At 45.4% G+C, this 17250-nt stretch carries 20 protein-coding genes; 2 read left to right on the top strand and 18 right to left on the bottom strand.

The features are described from left to right. From MU515_RS15550 to fkpA, 9 genes are all read right to left on the bottom strand, one after another. Positions 1–160: GTP-binding protein (locus tag MU515_RS15550; protein ID WP_241907056.1), on the bottom strand; the 160-nt coding region annotated here is incomplete at its 3' end. Between the two features lie 153 nt (positions 161–313). After that, the gene (fusA, locus tag MU515_RS15545) at positions 314–2413 is read right to left on the bottom strand and encodes an elongation factor G (RefSeq protein ID WP_260261320.1); all 2100 of its coding nucleotides are present in this window, start codon (positions 2411–2413) and stop codon (positions 314–316) included. Between the two features lie 134 nt (positions 2414–2547). Further along, positions 2548–3018, bottom strand: a complete 471-nt coding sequence (gene rpsG, locus MU515_RS15540; protein WP_004737195.1) for a 30S ribosomal protein S7 — start codon at positions 3016–3018, stop codon at positions 2548–2550. A 97-nt stretch (positions 3019–3115) separates the two neighbouring features. Beyond that, on the bottom strand, positions 3116–3490 hold the full coding sequence (gene rpsL, locus MU515_RS15535) for a 30S ribosomal protein S12 (RefSeq protein ID WP_004399892.1): 375 nt from the start codon (positions 3488–3490) through the stop codon (positions 3116–3118). A 181-nt stretch (positions 3491–3671) separates the two neighbouring features. Beyond that, entirely contained in the window at positions 3672–3947 is a 276-nt protein-coding gene (tusB, locus tag MU515_RS15530; protein WP_260261319.1) for a sulfurtransferase complex subunit TusB, read from the bottom strand. A 21-nt stretch (positions 3948–3968) separates the two neighbouring features. Continuing rightward, a complete protein-coding gene (gene tusC / locus MU515_RS15525; RefSeq protein WP_260261318.1) occupies positions 3969–4325 on the bottom strand; it encodes a sulfurtransferase complex subunit TusC in 357 nt (118 codons plus the stop codon). Then, a complete protein-coding gene (gene tusD, locus MU515_RS15520) occupies positions 4322–4729 on the bottom strand; it encodes a sulfurtransferase complex subunit TusD (RefSeq protein WP_260261317.1) in 408 nt (135 codons plus the stop codon). Before tusD ends, tusC begins: the two co-directional genes overlap by 4 nt. Further along, complete coding sequence (locus tag MU515_RS15515) at positions 4729–5448, bottom strand: helix-turn-helix transcriptional regulator (RefSeq protein ID WP_260261316.1); 720 nt, start codon at positions 5446–5448, stop codon at positions 4729–4731. The genes tusD and MU515_RS15515 overlap by 1 nt, the downstream gene beginning before the upstream one ends. Before the next feature lie 221 nt (positions 5449–5669). Further along, positions 5670–6461 (bottom strand): FKBP-type peptidyl-prolyl cis-trans isomerase, encoded by a 792-nt coding sequence (gene fkpA, locus MU515_RS15510; RefSeq protein ID WP_260261315.1) that lies wholly within the window; start codon positions 6459–6461, stop codon positions 5670–5672. A 135-nt stretch (positions 6462–6596) separates the two neighbouring features. On the opposite strand from fkpA, the gene MU515_RS15505 reads away from it, so the two are divergent. Then, positions 6597–7574: a WD40 repeat domain-containing protein gene (locus tag MU515_RS15505; RefSeq protein ID WP_260261314.1), complete on the top strand. Its 978-nt coding sequence runs from the start codon at positions 6597–6599 to the stop codon at positions 7572–7574. Positions 7575–7578: 4 nt separating this feature from the next. Then, positions 7579–7806 (top strand): SlyX family protein, encoded by a 228-nt coding sequence (locus MU515_RS15500; RefSeq protein WP_260261313.1) that lies wholly within the window; start codon positions 7579–7581, stop codon positions 7804–7806. Positions 7807–7837: 31 nt separating this feature from the next. Here MU515_RS15500 and MU515_RS15495 read toward each other — a convergent pair whose 3' ends face one another. The 9 genes from MU515_RS15495 to tsaE form a co-directional block, all read right to left on the bottom strand. Further along, positions 7838–8023 carry a DUF2065 domain-containing protein gene (locus tag MU515_RS15495; protein ID WP_260261312.1) on the bottom strand — a complete coding sequence of 62 codons (186 nt, stop codon included), beginning with the start codon at positions 8021–8023 and terminating at the stop codon, positions 7838–7840. Between the two features lie 72 nt (positions 8024–8095). Next, positions 8096–9067 carry a protease modulator HflC gene (gene hflC, locus MU515_RS15490; RefSeq protein WP_260261311.1) on the bottom strand — a complete coding sequence of 324 codons (972 nt, stop codon included), beginning with the start codon at positions 9065–9067 and terminating at the stop codon, positions 8096–8098. Positions 9068–9069: 2 nt separating this feature from the next. Beyond that, entirely contained in the window at positions 9070–10266 is a 1197-nt protein-coding gene (gene hflK, locus MU515_RS15485) for an FtsH protease activity modulator HflK (RefSeq protein ID WP_260261310.1), read from the bottom strand. 45 nt (positions 10267–10311) lie between these two features. Continuing rightward, positions 10312–11601, bottom strand: coding sequence for a ribosome rescue GTPase HflX (gene hflX, locus MU515_RS15480; RefSeq protein ID WP_260261309.1), 1290 nt, complete (start codon positions 11599–11601; stop codon positions 10312–10314). A 44-nt stretch (positions 11602–11645) separates the two neighbouring features. After that, on the bottom strand, positions 11646–11912 hold the full coding sequence (gene hfq / locus MU515_RS15475; protein ID WP_260261308.1) for an RNA chaperone Hfq: 267 nt from the start codon (positions 11910–11912) through the stop codon (positions 11646–11648). Between the two features lie 187 nt (positions 11913–12099). Then, positions 12100–13047: a tRNA (adenosine(37)-N6)-dimethylallyltransferase MiaA gene (miaA, locus tag MU515_RS15470; protein WP_260261307.1), complete on the bottom strand. Its 948-nt coding sequence runs from the start codon at positions 13045–13047 to the stop codon at positions 12100–12102. Next, entirely contained in the window at positions 13044–15020 is a 1977-nt protein-coding gene (gene mutL, locus MU515_RS15465) for a DNA mismatch repair endonuclease MutL (RefSeq protein WP_260261306.1), read from the bottom strand. The genes miaA and mutL overlap by 4 nt, the downstream gene beginning before the upstream one ends. 13 nt (positions 15021–15033) lie before the next feature. Beyond that, positions 15034–16755 carry a LysM peptidoglycan-binding domain-containing protein gene (locus tag MU515_RS15460; RefSeq protein ID WP_260261305.1) on the bottom strand — a complete coding sequence of 574 codons (1722 nt, stop codon included), beginning with the start codon at positions 16753–16755 and terminating at the stop codon, positions 15034–15036. Further along, positions 16749–17213: a tRNA (adenosine(37)-N6)-threonylcarbamoyltransferase complex ATPase subunit type 1 TsaE gene (tsaE, locus tag MU515_RS15455; RefSeq protein WP_260261304.1), complete on the bottom strand. Its 465-nt coding sequence runs from the start codon at positions 17211–17213 to the stop codon at positions 16749–16751. Before tsaE ends, MU515_RS15460 begins: the two co-directional genes overlap by 7 nt. Between the last annotated feature and the right edge of the window lie 37 nt (positions 17214–17250).

Genomic DNA, 17250 nt, shown 5'->3' with positions numbered 1-17250 from the left:
GAGCGTTATCGATAGATGCGAAGTCTTTAGCTACACCGCCGTAAACTTTAGCAAGAGTAGTACAGATAGCTGCAGTTAGAGTTGTTTTACCGTGGTCAACGTGGCCGATAGTACCAACGTTAACGTGCGGTTTAGTACGTTCAAATTTTTCTTTAGACACGATCGTGTTCCTTCCTAGTTATGATTCGCCACGATCATTATTGATCGAGACGCGCCAGAAATTGCTATTTTATGCGCCAACGTCCGTCAGCGCAATATTTGGACGCATTGATCTTAAAAAAAGTCAGCGACTTTATTAGAACAATCCGTCAGATTAGTAACCACGCTCTGCGACAATCTTGTCAGCAAAGGTTTTAGGTACTTCAGCGTACTCATTAAACTCCATAGAGTAAGACGCACGGCCTTGAGTAGCACTACGTAGATCAGTGGCATAACCAAACATCTCAGATAGAGGTACTTGAGCACGGATGATCTTAAGACCAGCCACACCTTCATCCATACCTTCAATCATGCCGCGACGGCGGTTGATATCACCTACTACGTCACCCATCCAGTCTTCTGGAGTGGTTACTTCTACATTCATCATTGGCTCTAGAAGCACAGGTTGCGCTTCAAGTGAACCTTTCTTGAATGCCATTGAGCCAGCGATTTTAAACGCCATCTCGTTTGAGTCAACATCGTGGTAAGAACCATCAAACAGAGTCGCTTTGATGTCTAGAACTGGGTAACCAGCTACAACACCGCTGTTCATCTGCTCTTCGATACCTTTCGCTACCGAACTGATGTATTCCTTAGGAACAACACCACCCACGATTTCGTCAACAAAGACAAAACCTTCACCTTGCTCAGAAGGCTCAAGTTTAATCCAGACATGACCATATTGACCACGGCCGCCTGACTGACGAACGAATTTACCTTCAACTTCAGCAGAGCCACGAATAGTTTCGCGGTAAGCAACTTGAGGTTTACCCACGTTACAGTCAACGCTGAATTCACGCTTCATACGGTCAACGATGATATCTAGGTGAAGCTCACCCATACCTGAGATCAGAGTCTGACCCGTTTCGTCATCCGTTTCCACGCGGAACGATGGATCTTCAGCCGCTAGTTTACCTAGGGCGATACCCATTTTTTCTTGATCAGCAACAGAGCGAGGCTCTACTGCGATTTGAATTACTGGCTCAGGGAATTCCATGCGCTCTAGAATCACTTTGTGGTTCTGGTCACATAGAGTGTCACCTGTAGTCACGTCTTTAAGACCGATTGCAGCAGCAATGTCACCCGCGCGAACTTCTTTTACTTCTTCACGCTTATTTGAGTGCATCTGTACAATACGACCAAAACGCTCTTTCTTCTCTTTAACAGAGTTGTAAACCGCATCACCTGAGTTTACGACACCAGAGTAAACACGCATGAAAGTTAGCGTACCTACAAATGGGTCAGTTGCGATTTTGAATGCGAGTGCTGAGAACGGTTCGTTGTCGTCTGCATGACGCTCAACTTCATTCTCTTTTTCATCAACGCCCTTGATAGCAGGTACGTCGATTGGTGATGGCAAGTATTCAATTACTGCATCCAGTACCGCTTGTACACCTTTGTTCTTAAACGCACTACCACAAGTAGCCAGTACGATTTCGTTATTTAGTGTGCGAGTACGTAGAGCTTGTTTGATTTCAGCTTCAGTCAGCTCACCTTCTTCAAGGTACTTATCCATCAACTCTTCGCTTGCTTCAGCAGCAGACTCAACAAGATTGCTGCGCCACTCTTCCGCTAGCTCAACCATATCGGCAGGAATGTCTTCGTAAGTGAAAGTCATACCTTGGTCAGCTTCGTTCCAGTTGATTGCTTTCATCTTGATAAGATCAACAACGCCGCGGAATTCATCTTCTGCGCCGATATTCAGCTGGATAGGCACTGGTGTTGCACCTAAGCGATTTTTAATTTGATCAACAACACGTAGGAAGTCTGCACCAGCACGGTCCATTTTGTTTACGAACACTAGACGCGGTACATGGTACTTATCTGCTTGACGCCATACTGTCTCTGACTGAGGTTCAACACCTGATGAGCCACAGAACACAACCACAGCACCATCAAGTACACGAAGAGAACGTTCTACTTCGATAGTAAAGTCTACGTGTCCTGGGGTATCAATGATGTTTACGCGATGGTCTTGGAATTGCGCTTCCATACCGCGCCAGAAGGTCGTTGTTGCCGCAGATGTGATTGTAATACCACGCTCTTGCTCTTGCTCCATCCAGTCCATGGTAGCAGCACCATCGTGAACTTCGCCGATTTTATGAGAGAGACCAGTGTAGAACAGAATACGTTCTGTAGTGGTAGTTTTACCTGCATCTACGTGAGCACAGATACCGATGTTACGGTAGCGCTCAATAGGAGTTTTGCGAGCCACGATTGAATCCTCTTATTAGAGACTTAGGGACTATTGCTATATCAAAAAGTGGTCCCCTAGATATAGCAATAGTTCCTAGCATACGCATAGGAACTAAAAAGTGCTGCAAGGAACCTTGCAGCACTGAAAAGGTATTACCAACGGTAATGAGCGAACGCTTTGTTTGCGTCAGCCATGCGGTGAACGTCTTCACGTTTCTTAACCGCAGTACCTTTGTTCTCAGACGCATCTAGCATTTCAGCAGCTAGGCGTTGAGCCATAGATTTTTCACCACGCTTACGCGCAGCTTCAACTACCCAACGCATAGCAAGTGCGTTACGGCGAACCGGACGTACTTCTACAGGTACTTGGTAAGTTGAACCACCTACACGGCGAGATTTAACTTCTACCGCTGGGCGAACATTTTCAAGAGCTTCTTCAAATACAGCTAAGTGATCTTTACCAGATTTCTCAGCCATAGCATCTAGTGCAGTGTAAACAATTTTCTCTGCAGTAGATTTCTTACCGTCAACCATTAGGATGTTAACGAATTTTGCCAGCAGTTCAGATTTGAACTTTGGATCTGGAAGGATCTTACGCTGACCGATGACGCGACGACGTGGCATGGATTTTCTCCGTTGTCTTCTTCAGGTTATCCAAAACTTTTCAGTTTCTTCAAAAATTAAAATTAATTTAGTGTTTGGCCTTACTTAACGGATACCATTAAGATTTTGGACGCTTAACACCGTACTTAGAACGACCTTGTTTACGGTCGTTAACGCCAGCACAGTCTAGTGCGCCGCGAACTGTGTGGTAACGCACACCTGGAAGGTCTTTTACACGACCGCCACGGATTAGAACAACTGAGTGCTCTTGAAGGTTGTGACCTTCACCGCCGATGTACGAAGTCACTTCGAAGCCGTTTGTCAGACGTACACGACAAACTTTACGAAGTGCTGAGTTAGGTTTTTTAGGTGTAGTAGTGTAAACACGAGTACATACACCACGTTTTTGTGGGCACGCTTCTAGTGCAGGCACGTTGCTTTTAACAACTTGCTTTGCACGTGGCTTACGTACCAACTGGTTAATAGTTGCCATTAACTAGCTCCTGATTTACTTGAAAGTAAGCTTTGTGAAAAATCTAGCCCTAAATGCCATTGGCAATTAGGGACGCAAAATTCTATGCAGCAGTGAGATGTGTGTCAAGAAATATACAGATCTTTTTTACCCAATGGGAAGGCGCTAACAGTAAATCTAAACGCACACCCAATAAAGAGGCTCAATTCCAGGTGAGGGAATTGGCATGATGCTCTGTTAACTCAACAAAGCCTGCATAATCGACTGCAGTAATAGAGGGGCTCAAACGATTATATATACCACGGGCGATTGCATCATTTTCAAGCACGTACACTTGTAATGATTTTAGCAGTGAAAAGAGCCCATGCTGTGAATTAGCCGCGTAGATAGCATCTTCAATCAGCAAGACTTGATCGCCTTCTTGACAAAGTTTGGCCATGTCTTGAATTGCACTGGTGGTTTTTACGATATGCAGCATAGTCTGTAAGAATTGTTTGGCTTAAAAAGAAAGTAACTTACCGGCCTCAGCCAGTTTCTGTTTTAGCGTGTCGAGCGTCATACGCTCAGCGTCAATAATTAGGTCAGCTTGGCTTAAGCCACGCTCCGCTAGAGACTGTTCGCACACGTACACTTGCTCAATGTCGTACAAATCGAACAGCTTAAGCATAGGCGCATAGTCTTTACTTAAAATGCTTTGCGGCTGCTGACCTTGCAGTAACTGATAGACGCCATCGCCTGTAAAAATAACCGTAATATCTTCACAGTAAGCCGAAGCCGCCAGTAGCGCATCAATGCCCTCTCGGCCAGAACTAACGCCATGAGGTGCGGTGCGAAATAGATACGTTAGTTGACTCAAAACTGCACCACTCTATCTTGGGTTAACATGGCTTCCGCTAAGCTTCCCAATCCTGCTTGATGAAAGCCGTGCGCGAGATTGCTTTGAGATAAGCCATGTTGCGTGGCCTCATCTTCACTGACGATGCCACGGCGCAGCGCTGCAGCGACACACGTTTCTAAACGCACATTATGCTTATCAGCTAACTGTTGCCATGCCTGAGTTAGATTGAACTCATCATTAGCGGGTACACTCAGTGCAGTGCCATTTGTCACACCGTCTTGATAAAAGAACACACTGGTTAATGTATGCCCTTTCTCAATTAAGGCATTCGCAAACTGATAGGCACTACGAGCTGACTGACTGCCATACACCGAGCCATTCACCACCAAACTATAGCTGAGTGATTCAGACTGAGAAGCCACTACTCTTCGTCCTCAGTCTTACGTTGACGAATGTAAAGGTAAACGGTGTGCTTAGAGATATTCAAACGGTCAGCCACGCGGTTGATGGCATCTTTAATATCGAAAATACCTTTGTCGTACAGCTCCATTACGATCTGACGGTTCTTAGTATTGTTCGATACCGATTTATCTGCGTTGATCTCTTCAATCGTGCGTTCAACCGTTTGGTCCACCAGCTCTTCTACGTCACTTGCAAAGTTTACTGATGAAGCCGCTTCTTTGGCTTCTTGCGTTGGCATGAACGACTGCAGCACTTGTGAGAAAGGCGCATCTAAGTTGACGTTAATACACAGCAGACCAATCACTCGATTTTCACCATTGCGGATCGCAACAGTGATCGACTTCATCAATACGCCGCCTTTAGCGCGAGTAAAGTATGAACGTGAAAAGTTACGTTCAGAGCCTTCGATATCTTTAAGCATCTTCAGCGCCAAGTCGGTAATCGGAGAACCAACCTGACGACCTGTATTCTCGCCGTTAGCAATTTTGATAGCTGAGGTATTGAGATCTTCTAATGAGTGCAGAACGATTTCACAGAAAGGGCCAATTAGGCTCGCTATTCCATCTACGACTGCTTCATAGGATTTTAGAATGATCTTATCGTGCTCACTAAATGGCATCACGTTGACGGATTCCATTTCGAGCAACATATCCGTATTTAGGTTTTCTGTCGTCGTCACTTTATTTAGCCTTCGAACGAAAAATCAACAAATTGATGTAAGTTTATCAGAAATTTTGAATAGAACATCTAGCAATGCGATCAACTAGTGATTTAGAACAAACATTTACCACACTTTAGCTAACGTTTTAAGCAATTTACTGGGATGACATCGCTTTGCGAGCAACCAAAACGAAAAAAGGCTCGGTAGTCCGAGCCTTTTGATAAGGATAAACGCAAAGATTATTGCGTTACTTGTTCCGTGTTATCGATGCTTAGTAATTCAACTTCGAAAATCAACGTCGAGTTTGCAGGAATCGTCGGCGTATCTTGAGGACCGTATGCCAACTCTGGCGGGATAACAAACTTAAACTTAGAACCTACAGGCATTAGCTGAACACCTTCAGTCCAACCTGAAATCACGCGGTTAAGAGGGAACGAAGCGGATTCGTTACGATCGTATGAGCTATCGAACTGAGTACCATCAATCAATGTACCTTTGTAGTGTACTTCAACTGTATCAGTCTCTTTCGGCTGTTCACCTTGAGTCGGCGTTAGAACTTGGTACATCAAACCAGATTCAGTTGTTTTCACACCTTCTTGCTTAGCGAACTCAGCACGGAAATCATCACCCGCTTTCTTGTTTGCAGCTGCTTTTTCTTCCGCTAGCTTTTTCATGGTATCCGCTACGCGCTTATCAAGACCTTCTAGCGCCGCACGAGTTTGCTCTTCTGTTAGCTCGGCTTTGCCTTCAAATACGTGCTCGATACCTTGTAGTACCAATTTCTTGTCTAGGTTGATGCCAATTTCACTTGGCTTATCTAATGATGCGCTTAGGTAGTTAGCAAATGAAACACCAATCGCGTAAGCCGCTTTGTCATCGTCATTTTGGAGATTCACTGACTGAGTTGTCGCAACTTCGACTTGCTCAGTGGCGGCTGGAGCTACTTCAGCTTTAGGCTCTTCTTCTTTCTGACAGCCTACTGCTAGCATAACTGTGGCCGCAAGCAGCGACACTTTAAACATTGATTTCATTGAATTCTCCATTTAATGGGCATTTTGTCTTTGCGCACAAATCTCAAATAAAAACTGGTGCGTATCTGTATGTTGTTCCAATATAACCAATATGGCAGCAAATAAATGAAATCCAAGTGGATATTTGGAACTTGAATGCGATTATTTTTTAATATTCTTCTGGGTGCTTTTGTCAGCATAGCGTTAAATGGCTGCTTTTTCTCCGCAAATAATGATCAACGCTGGGAGCTTGAGCCACAAGGCACAACAAGTTTTGCATTAAGCCGCGACGCTCGCTTTGCACTTATCTATTCAAAGCAACACCAATTGGTTCTTTGGGATCTCGATGAATCAAAAGAACTGGCCAAATTAGGCGCTCAAGATCAGCAACAAAACCCAGTCTCTCGAATCCGAATTTCAGACAATGGCCGTTACGCCATTACTGCTAGCCAAATTAACTTCGCCGTATGGGATCTCGCATGGACCCAAGCACAAGGTTTGTGGTCTATCTCCGATGGTCTCATTCGCGATATTGATATTTCAAGCAATGGCGAACAAGTGCTACTTGGTCTATCCAACGGTAAAGCCATCCATGTCAATTTAGTCACCGGACGCCGTTTAGAGTTCCTTGCTCACCGAGAAAAAGTCAATTCCGTTGCCCTTTCACCTAACGGCAAGTTTGCCTTGACCGGAGGTAATGACTACCACGCTTACTTATGGGACACAGAGACAGGGCAAATATTACGTGATTTCGAGCATGAGCAGAGAGTCAACCGTGTAGCTCTACAACGAGATGGTCTTTACGCCTTCACCTCAGATGGAGGCAACCAAGCGGTGGTATGGGATTTAACAACTGGTGAGCAAATCAGCCGATTAAGCAGCCTATCACGCCAACTGATTTTTTCTGCCGCGCGTTTTTCCGATGACGGCGCTCAGCTCATTACGGGTACGCCATCGAGTCGTATCATGGTATGGAACACTGACACCGGAAAAAGAGAGTATGGATTTGAAGCAGAACCATTAAAAGATGCTCGTCCTCCTCGCGCGGTAGTGTATGATGCGGCCTTTGATGATCAGAACCGAATAGTGACTGGCACCTCTGCCGGTATCGCTCAGGCTTGGAAGTTAGATTAAGACCATGACAGAGACAAAAGTTGAAAAGTTAGAACTGCGCATTGACGATTTAGAGTGTCAATTGGCATTTCAAGAGCAAACCATCGAGTCACTCAATGAAGCCTTGAGCCAACAGCAGCTTTTGATTACTAAAATGCAAGATCAGATGAAGTATGTGGTCGGTAAAGTGAAGAATATGGACTCTTCTAATCTTGCTGACCCTTCAGAAGAAGCGCCACCGCCGCATTACTAATGCGCACTACCATCTAGCAGTAGTAAAGCGGTTACGAAAAACAGTACGCAATCACCACGCCGGCAACAACTAAGCACCCGCCAATACGACGCAATTGATTGTCTGGCTGACGACTTAGCTCAGCCACCATATTGCGCCAACCATTAGGCGCAATTAATGGCCCTAGCCCTTCAACGATCAATACCAACCCAATCGCTAACCAAATTGAATTCGACATCTTGTCTTCCGAATAAATAGAACAAAAAAGAAAGGCTCCTAGTATAGGAGCCTTTCTGCTATCGGTTTGCGATTACTTCGCGCCTTTCGCATCATTCATATATTGGAAGAACTCACTGTTCGGATCCAATACCAGAATGTCACTCTTCTCGCTGAACGATTTCTCGTACGCTTTTAGTGAACGAAGGAAGCTAAAGAATTCAGGATCTTTACTGTAAGCATCAGAGTAAATCTTCGCAGCTTGAGCGTCAGCTTCACCACGAGTCACACGAGCCGTTCTATCTGCTTCAGCTAGAATTTTCGCGACTTCAAGCTCTGCTTGAGCACGGATAACTTCTGCTTTCTCACGACCTTGAGAACGGTGCTTACGAGCCACTGATTCACGCTCTGCGCGCATACGTTTGTAGATAGAATCACTGATGTTATCTGGCAGGTTGATTTTCTTCATACGGAAATCAACAATCTCAACGCCCAAGTCAGTCATCGCACTTTCACGGGTACCCAAAAGCACATTTTCCATGATCTTGTCACGTTCACCATCAATCTCTAATGCTTCTTTTGCCGCTTCAGTGGTTACTTCTTCACTGTCAGCACTATCTGGTAGTACGTCAACATTACGCGGGCCTGAAACAATCTGCTTAATCTCGCGAGCACCGATTTCAGAACGAAGCACGTTGGTAACCTTTCGCTCTAAAAGGTTCTCAGCATTGAGTGCGTTGCCCCCTCCAGTCGCTAAGTAGTAACGGCCAAAGTCTTTGATCTTCCACTTAACATAAGAATCGATGATCACGTCTTTTTTCTCAGACGTTACAAAACGATCTGAACGACCATCCATTGTCTGAATACGCGCATCAAGTGTTTTTACGTTATCGAAAAATGGCATCTTAAAATGCAATCCAGGCTCGTAGATACGAGATACACCATTGTCGTCAAGTACACGACCAAAACGGATAACAAACCCGCGCTCGCCTTCAGGAATCACAAATAGTGACATCAGCATAACTACAAGAGCAACCACCAATACAGGGATCGTTAACTTACGCATTATTAATATCTCCCTTGACGAGAACTGTCGCCACGGCCTTGAGAGCTACTCGATGTCTCTGGCTGTGTTTCCAGCTCAATTTGATCGTAAACTGAGGTCTGCTTAGTTTGATTTTGTTGAGGCTTAGAAGACGATGAGCCTTGGCCAGCCAACTTATCGATTGGCAAGTAAAGCAAGTTGCCACTTGATTCTGAATCAATCAGCACTTTCGACGTACTTGTGTACACTTTTTCCATCGTATCTAGATACAGACGATTACGCGTAACCTCTGGCGCAGCTTGATATTCAGGTAATAGTTTCTCAAACTGTGCTACTTGACCTGTTGCACCATTTACAACACGCTCAGAGTAACCTTGAGCTTCTTTCTTCAAACGCTCTGCACGACCCGTTGCTTTAGGCAAAATATCATTGCTGTAAGCTTCAGCTTCACGCTCAAAACGCTCTTCATCCTCACGAGCTGCGATGGCATCATCAAATGCATCTTTAACTTGCTCTGGCGGACGTGCTGACTGGAAGTTCACATCAACAATCGCGATACCCATATCATAAGATTGGATAATCTCGTTAAGAGTATCCTCTGTACTTTGAGTAATCTGCTGACGACCACTGGTTAAGATGCTATCCATTAAAGAATCACCAATAACCGCACGCAATGCCGAGTCTGTAGCTTGGCGTAAGCTATCATCCGCATTCGTTACTACAAACAAGTATTTGTACGGATCAGAAACCTTGTACTGAACGTCCATACCAATAGTCACTACGTTTTCATCTTTGGTCAGCATTAGACCCGATGCACGTAAAGAACGAATTGCTTGTACGTTAACTTTGGTGACTTCGTCGATAAAACGAGGACGCCAGTTCAGACCAGGATCAACCACGCGGTCGTATTTACCTAGACGCTGAACAACACCACGCTCGGCTTCACCAACAGTGTAAAAACCAGCAAAGAACCAGATCGCTACTGCAATAGCTGCGATTACACCAATACCTAGTGCACCACCACCGCTACCAATAGACGGCCCATTGCCACCTTTACCACCAAACTTTCCACCCAGTTTCTGACTCAGTTTATTAAACACTTCGTCTAAGTCTGGCGGTCCTTGTTCACGGCCACCTTTATTGCCACGATTATTGTTACCCCAAGGGTCATTATCGCGGCCGTTGTTGCCGTTGTTATTACCAGGCTCATTCCACGCCATTAGAAAGCTCCATCATTTGATATGACGTTATACTGTAGCAGTCATTTAAGTAACTATAAAGTCACGTAAAACTGCCCCTTCTCTTTTTTCAAGTCTAGACCAATCTACCTGTTGCATGCGGATATTAATCAACAAGTTTCCGTCTTGGTCATATTCTTCTTGCTGAATACACTTCATTTGGAAGAATGTACTACGCAATCGCCCTTGATGTTGTGGCGGAATGCACAGTTGGTATTGAACCATTTGACTAGCGAGTCTTGCGGTTAGTGCTTCAAACAGAAGCTCAATACCTTGGCCTTCCATTGCCGAAACCCAAACAGCGCGAGGAACACCTTCCTCATCATGTTCTATACGGGGTTTCTGACCTTCAAGATTATCAATCTTGTTCATCACGACTAGGCTCGGTACCTCGTGGGCATCGATCTCTTCTAGCACGTCTTGAACTGCTTGCATGTTCTCACGAAAACGCTCATCACTGGCATCAACAACATGTAACAAAATGTCAGCTTCTTGCGTCTCTTGTAACGTGGCCTTAAATGCCGCAACAAGATCGTGAGGTAGATGTCGGATAAAACCTACGGTATCCGCCAAAATGGCTGGTCCAACATCGTCTAATTCAATTTTCCGCAAAGTTGGATCTAACGTTGCGAATAGTTGATCGGCTGCGTATACCCCAGCCTCGGTAATGCGGTTGAACAGGGTAGATTTACCTGCGTTGGTATAACCCACTAACGATATGGTTGGGATTTCTGCGCGATTTCTCGCTCGGCGACCTTGTTCACGCTGTTTTGCAACCTTGTCTAGTCGGCGCAAAATAGCTTTTATACGGTCACGCAATAAACGTCGGTCAGTTTCTAACTGAGTTTCACCTGGACCACGTAAACCGATACCACCTTTTTGTCTTTCTAGGTGAGTCCAGCCACGAATAAGACGGGTAGAGATATGACGAAGCTGAGCAAGCTCAACTTGTAACTTACCTTCGTGGGTACGAGCACGTTGGGCAAAGATATCGAGGATCAAACCTGTACGATCTAATACGCGACATTTACAGAGTGCTTCGAGGTTACGTTCTTGGGCAGGAGAGAGGGCGTGATTAAAAATCACAATATCAGCACTGGCCAATTGCACAGCTTGAGCAATTTCTTGTGCTTTACCCTCTCCGACATAGTATTTAGGGTGTGGTGACTGACGACTACCCGTTACAACTTGTAACGACGAGACACCAGCCGAAGACACCAGCATTTCAAACTCGCTGAGATCTTCCCACTCCCCTTCTTGCGTGAAGTTGATATGAACAAGTACGGCTCGCTCACCGGCTTCATAACGGTCAAACAAGCAATCAACTCCTTAATGTAAAACTAATTGGTATCTTCAGAGAATTACTCTTCAGATTTGTCTACCTGACGATCACCGCCTTGAGGACGGTCACCACTGTGGTGGCTCACTGGACGTGCAGGTACAACGGTAGAAATCGCGTGCTTGTAAACCATTTGGTTAACTGTGTTTTTCAGCAAGATAACGAATTGGTCGAACGACTCAATTTGACCTTGTAGTTTGATACCGTTAACTAGGTAAATTGATACTGGGATACGTTCACGACGTAATGCATTTAAGAATGGGTCTTGTAAAGACTGCCCCTTAGCCATTTTATTTTCCTTATTTTGTAATTTTGTTTTAGTTATTTAGCTAGTGGTAAGCTGCAAATTTTGGCGCGCCGTTGCATCTGAGCTAAACGAATAAAAAAACACCCCTGAGTTACTGTTATGAAGCCTAATGCAACAAAATTCAAGTAACAGATCCTTTACAGGGCACATTCACGCAAAAGCGATCACATTATACACAGCTAGAAGCGTCCGATGCTATGGCATTTGAAACAGTTTCTAGTGATTGTTCAATGTTTTCACTATCTAACCAAGTTAAATTATCCCAGCTGCGTAACCAGGTAATTTGTCGCTTGGCCAATTGACGAGTCGCACACACTCCACGGAAAACCGCTTCATCTAACGTGCACTGACCGTCCAAATAGTCCCACATTTGTCGATACCCAACACAGCGAATCGATGGTAGATCCGGGTGAAGATCATCACGCGCATACAGCGCTTTCATTTCATCTTCAAAGCCGGCATCGATCATTTTTTCAAACCTAAGTTCGATACGACGGTGGAGCTCAGCCCTTTCCTTGGGAGCTATTGCAAATTGTTTAACGTTAAACGGCAGGCTCTCGCCTTTGGTTTTCGTTAACTCAGTAAGAGTTTTACCCGAAATTCGATAAACTTCCAACGCTCTAGACAACCTTTGTGGGTCATTAGGGTGGATGCGCTGCGCAGAAACGGGATCTATCTCTCGTAATTGATCGTGCAGCACGTCCCAACCGAGAGTCAATGCTTCTTGTTCAATTTGTTGGCGAATCTCAGGATCTGCCGCAGGAAGAGGTGATAAACCTTCTAATAATGCTTTGTAATACAGCATAGTTCCGCCAACCAAAAGCGGGATCTTCCCCTGTGCAACGATATCATTCATCTCTTTGAGCGCATCACGACGGAAGTCTGCCGCTGAATAAGCCTGTGCAGGGTCAAGAATGTCGATCAATCGGTGCGGTGCAAGCACCTGCTCTTCGGCATCGGGTTTGGCCGTACCAATGTCCATACCTTGATAGATCAAAGCTGAATCGACTGAAATGATCTCGACGGGATATTTCTGACGTAGGCGAATGGCTAATTCCGTTTTACCTGATGCGGTTGGCCCCATTAAAAACAGAGCTAAAGGTAATTCTTTTTTCATAGATTAAAAGCTGAAATCGTTGCAGTAAAATCGATTGGTCGAACAAACTTAGGATCGTCTAGCGGTAACTTGTCCTGCCAAAGCTGCTCTATTTGAGCAACAATTTGAATGGCTTCCGACAAAGTGTAGTCGCTTTTTACGCTTGTCACTTGATTTGCTAACCATTGTGACAACGCATCGACAGGCAAGTTCTGCTCACTTTGCGATGCGCGAGCCGCGTAAGATAACAGATCTGGAATCAACTGTTGTAAGTTTTGTTGTCTCAATGGCTGAGGGACACCCATCACCATCAAAGATTGGTGATTACGGCTCTTAAGCTCGATACCAAGCTGAGTGAACGTACTATTAAGCCGCTGGGCTGCGTCTACTAACTCAGCCTCCAATTTTAGGGACAATGGTACCAATAGAGGCTGAGCTTTCAGTGGCTCTTGCTTAGATGGTACAAGCTGCCCTAAATTCTTTAACCATTCAGCCTGAGCCATAGAGACTAAACGCGCGCCTTGTTTATCCGCCATCATGACAAAGCGCCCAGACGCCATGCAAATGGCCTTGCCTAATGCCTCAATCGGAGGATTTGCGCTAGCTGGTTCATTCGCGGTTTGCTCAGCAACAATCGGTGATTCAATCTCTGGTGTCTGCATAAGCTCTTGATAGGCAGCGACCTCTTGCTTTGAAGGCGCTGGTTCACTGTAGCGCTCTTGGCTCGATGGCTTTTTGCTTTGTTGAGCAGGGCGAGATTCAACCCAGTCACGGCGCGGCGCACTTTCTCGCACATTATGTTTGGTGTCTGAATTGGACTCACTAACGGCTTCAGATACATATTTGCCCGGATAAGCAGGCTCACGCTCAACGGCCTGATAGGTTTGTTCTGCCACATTTGAGTGTGGCAGCGAGCTCACACCTTGCTGATCTTGTATTACTGGCGCACTCGGCTCATGAAACGCCGATTGGTTTATCTCTGGCTTATCAATGTGACGACTTTGCGCCAAGGCATCACTCAATGCTTGATAGATGAAGTCATGAACAAGGCGAGCTTGATGAAAACGCACTTCGTGTTTCGCCGGATGCACGTTCACATCCACCTGATGTGGGTCGATTTCAATGTAGAGTACGTACGTGGCAAATTGATCCGGACGCAGGCTGGTTTCATAGCTTTGGCGAATCGCATGATTGATCAATTTGTCTCGCATCATACGGCCATTCACATAGCAGTATTGCAGATCGCTTTGCTGACGGGCACCCTCCGGCGTAGTGATCCAGCCGTGAAGTTTTAATCCTTGATGCTCAAGTTCAATTTTCAGCATGTTACGCACAAAGGCATTACCGCATACCGCTGCTATACGTTTTTCAGCTTGAGCTTCCGTTTTTGAGGCGCGATATTGCTTCATCATCTTACCGTTGTGACGCAAGTTAATCGTCACATCAAAGCGGCTCAACGCAATGCGTTTTAATAACTCATCAATATGAGCGAATTCGGTTTTTTCCGTGCGGAGGAATTTACGTCGTGCAGGGGTATTGAAGAATAGGTCTAGAACCTCAACGGAGGTACCAATTGGGTGCGCGGTAGGTTGCAGTTGCACCTGCATATCTCGGCCTTCACTGTAGGCAGACCACGCTTGATCTTGCGTCGCAGGACGTGACGTCATGGTTAAACGAGACACTGACGAGATACTGGCGAGCGCTTCTCCGCGGAATCCCAAACTCATGATCGCTTCCAGATCATCAAGAGTGTGGATCTTAGATGTCGCATGACGGCTCAGTGCAAGGCTCAGTTCATCTTTGACGATCCCCTTACCATTATCTCGCACACGGATTAGCTTAGCGCCACCTTTTTCTATGTCGATATCGATGCGAGTTGCACCTGAGTCCAAACTGTTTTCAACCAGCTCTTTGACTACCGATGCAGGCCTTTCCACCACCTCACCTGCCGCGATTTGGTTGGCAAGTCGAGCAGGTAAGATTTTGATCGTCATTGCTGTACGCTCACTAATTGTGTGGAATGATCAATATCTGGCCTACGGCCAACTGATCCGATTTAAGGTTATTCGCTTTACGCAAACTGCTTACGCTCACGCCATATTTCTTGGCGATCTTACCTAAGAACTCACCACGTTGAACTTTATGTTTACGTAGTGGCTGATCTTTCAAACTCACGGTAATTTTTAGCTTTTGGCCAAGTTTCAGCGTATCTGACTTCAGCCTATTCTCGCGTTTGATCGCAGCGACTGAGACCTTATATTTGCTGGCAATCTTACCCAGATATTCCCCTCGCTGAACAACGTGGGTAATGGTCTTGGTTTCAACTGGATTTTTCACTGCTGGTACTGAAACAGAGCCTTTAGCCCCTGGAATAGTCAGCACTTGGCCAATTGCTAAGCTGGTACTCTTAAGCTTGTTCGACTGCATAATAGCTTTGGTGCTAGTGCCGTACTTTTTCGCAATCAAAGAAAGAGATTCACCTTTCGAAACCTTGTGTTTAATGGTTTTACCACGGTTGGCAAATAGTGTGCCTTCAGGCGGATTCGCTTCAAAATATTGAACGATCGCCTTGGTCAGCGCTCTAGCCAATTTATCTTGGTGGCTGCGTTGGAACAGCAGTCTTTCTTCTGTCGGGTTGGTAATAAAACCTGTCTCAACCAGTACCGATGGGATATCAGGTGATTTCAATACCGCGAGACTCGCGTTAACTGGCTCTTTCTTGTGTAAATGAATCCCAGCAAGTTTCATCTCACGCAATATCTTAGTTGCGACTTTATAGCCTTCTTTTTGCGAGTGACTAAATTGCAAATCAAGCAAAGTTTGGCTGACGTTTTTATCGTTGGTGTTCTTAGACAACAAATCACCTGCACCGCCAAGTAGCTGCGATTGTTGCTCGTGGTTTTCGACCCAACGGGCAATTTCTGTATTCGCGCGGCGAGTGTTCAATACAAACACTGAGCCACCACGCGGTTTTGAGGTTCTAAAACCATCAGCGTGAATAGATACCAAAAAGTGCGCTTTGTTTTTACGTGCGATCTCAGAACGTTTGTTGAGGTTAACAAAGTAATCACCGCGACGAGTCAGTACCGCTTTCATTCCCGGTACTGCATTAATTTGGCTAACGATCTTCTTCGAAATCGCTAACGTTGCATGCTTTTCATATTTACGTGTCGGGCCGATAGAGCCAGGGTCTTCACCGCCGTGGCCCGCATCAATCGCGACGACAATATCAGCTGTACCCGATAACTGGGATGCATCTCGGCTGACTTGAGCCGTACTTGACGAGCTTGTAGGCGTACTACTGGTTTCCCCTTTGCCATGAGCAATATCGACCACTAAGCGATGACCATATTGCCCACCTGGAGTTGGTGCAAGCTTGAAGATTTGAACCGGTGTTTTCTTCTTTAGCTCAAACACCAAACGGTAGGTACTGCTCTCTGGAGGCGAGCTTTTACGTACCTTCTTCAACACGGGGCTATCTTTAACCGTTAAAGGAAGCTTGGTGCTCAACGTGGTCTTTTTTAGATCCACAACTAAACGATCTGGGCTTGAAAGGGTGAAATAGCTAAATTCCGCCTCAGTTTTCAGATCGATCACAACTCGAGTTTCATCTGGCGAGGGCCAGACACGCAAGCCTTCTAACGCATTTGCCCACACTGAAGTTGGAAGAAGACAAAGGGCAAATGCAAAAGAGACACAGACAGCGCGAAAAGATTTAAGAATCAACATAACTCCAACTGATCTAGCAAACGACATCCATATTCATTATTGGCAGAAAGTGAGACTATTCGAGATTCGCCTTGATAGCGCAGTTCTATATCGAGATCTGCACCCGGCAACAAGCCTTCCCCTTTCTCTGGCCACTCAACTAAGCAAATCGCATCCGGAGTGAAATAGTCGCGAATCCCCATAAATTCTAATTCTTCTGGGTCCGCCAAGCGATACAAGTCAAAGTGATACACCTGCCATTGATCTAACTGGTAAGGTTCAACCAATGTGTAAGTTGGGCTTTTCACATTGCCTTGGTGGCCTAATGCTCGCACAAAACCACGACTAAATGTCGTCTTGCCCGCTCCCAAATCGCCATGCAAGTAAATGGTGGTTTGTTGAGAGCATAGATTGGCTAGAGCCGTCCCTAGTTGAATCGTTGCTTGCTCATCTTTAAGGGCGAATTGTTTTGTGCTCATGAATAAATTTCTCGATAAATGACTATATAAAAATCAA

Source organism: Vibrio intestinalis (genome assembly GCF_025195085.2).
GTDB lineage: Bacteria > Pseudomonadota > Gammaproteobacteria > Enterobacterales > Vibrionaceae > Vibrio > Vibrio intestinalis.
This window is presented reverse-complemented; position numbering and strand designations above follow the sequence as displayed.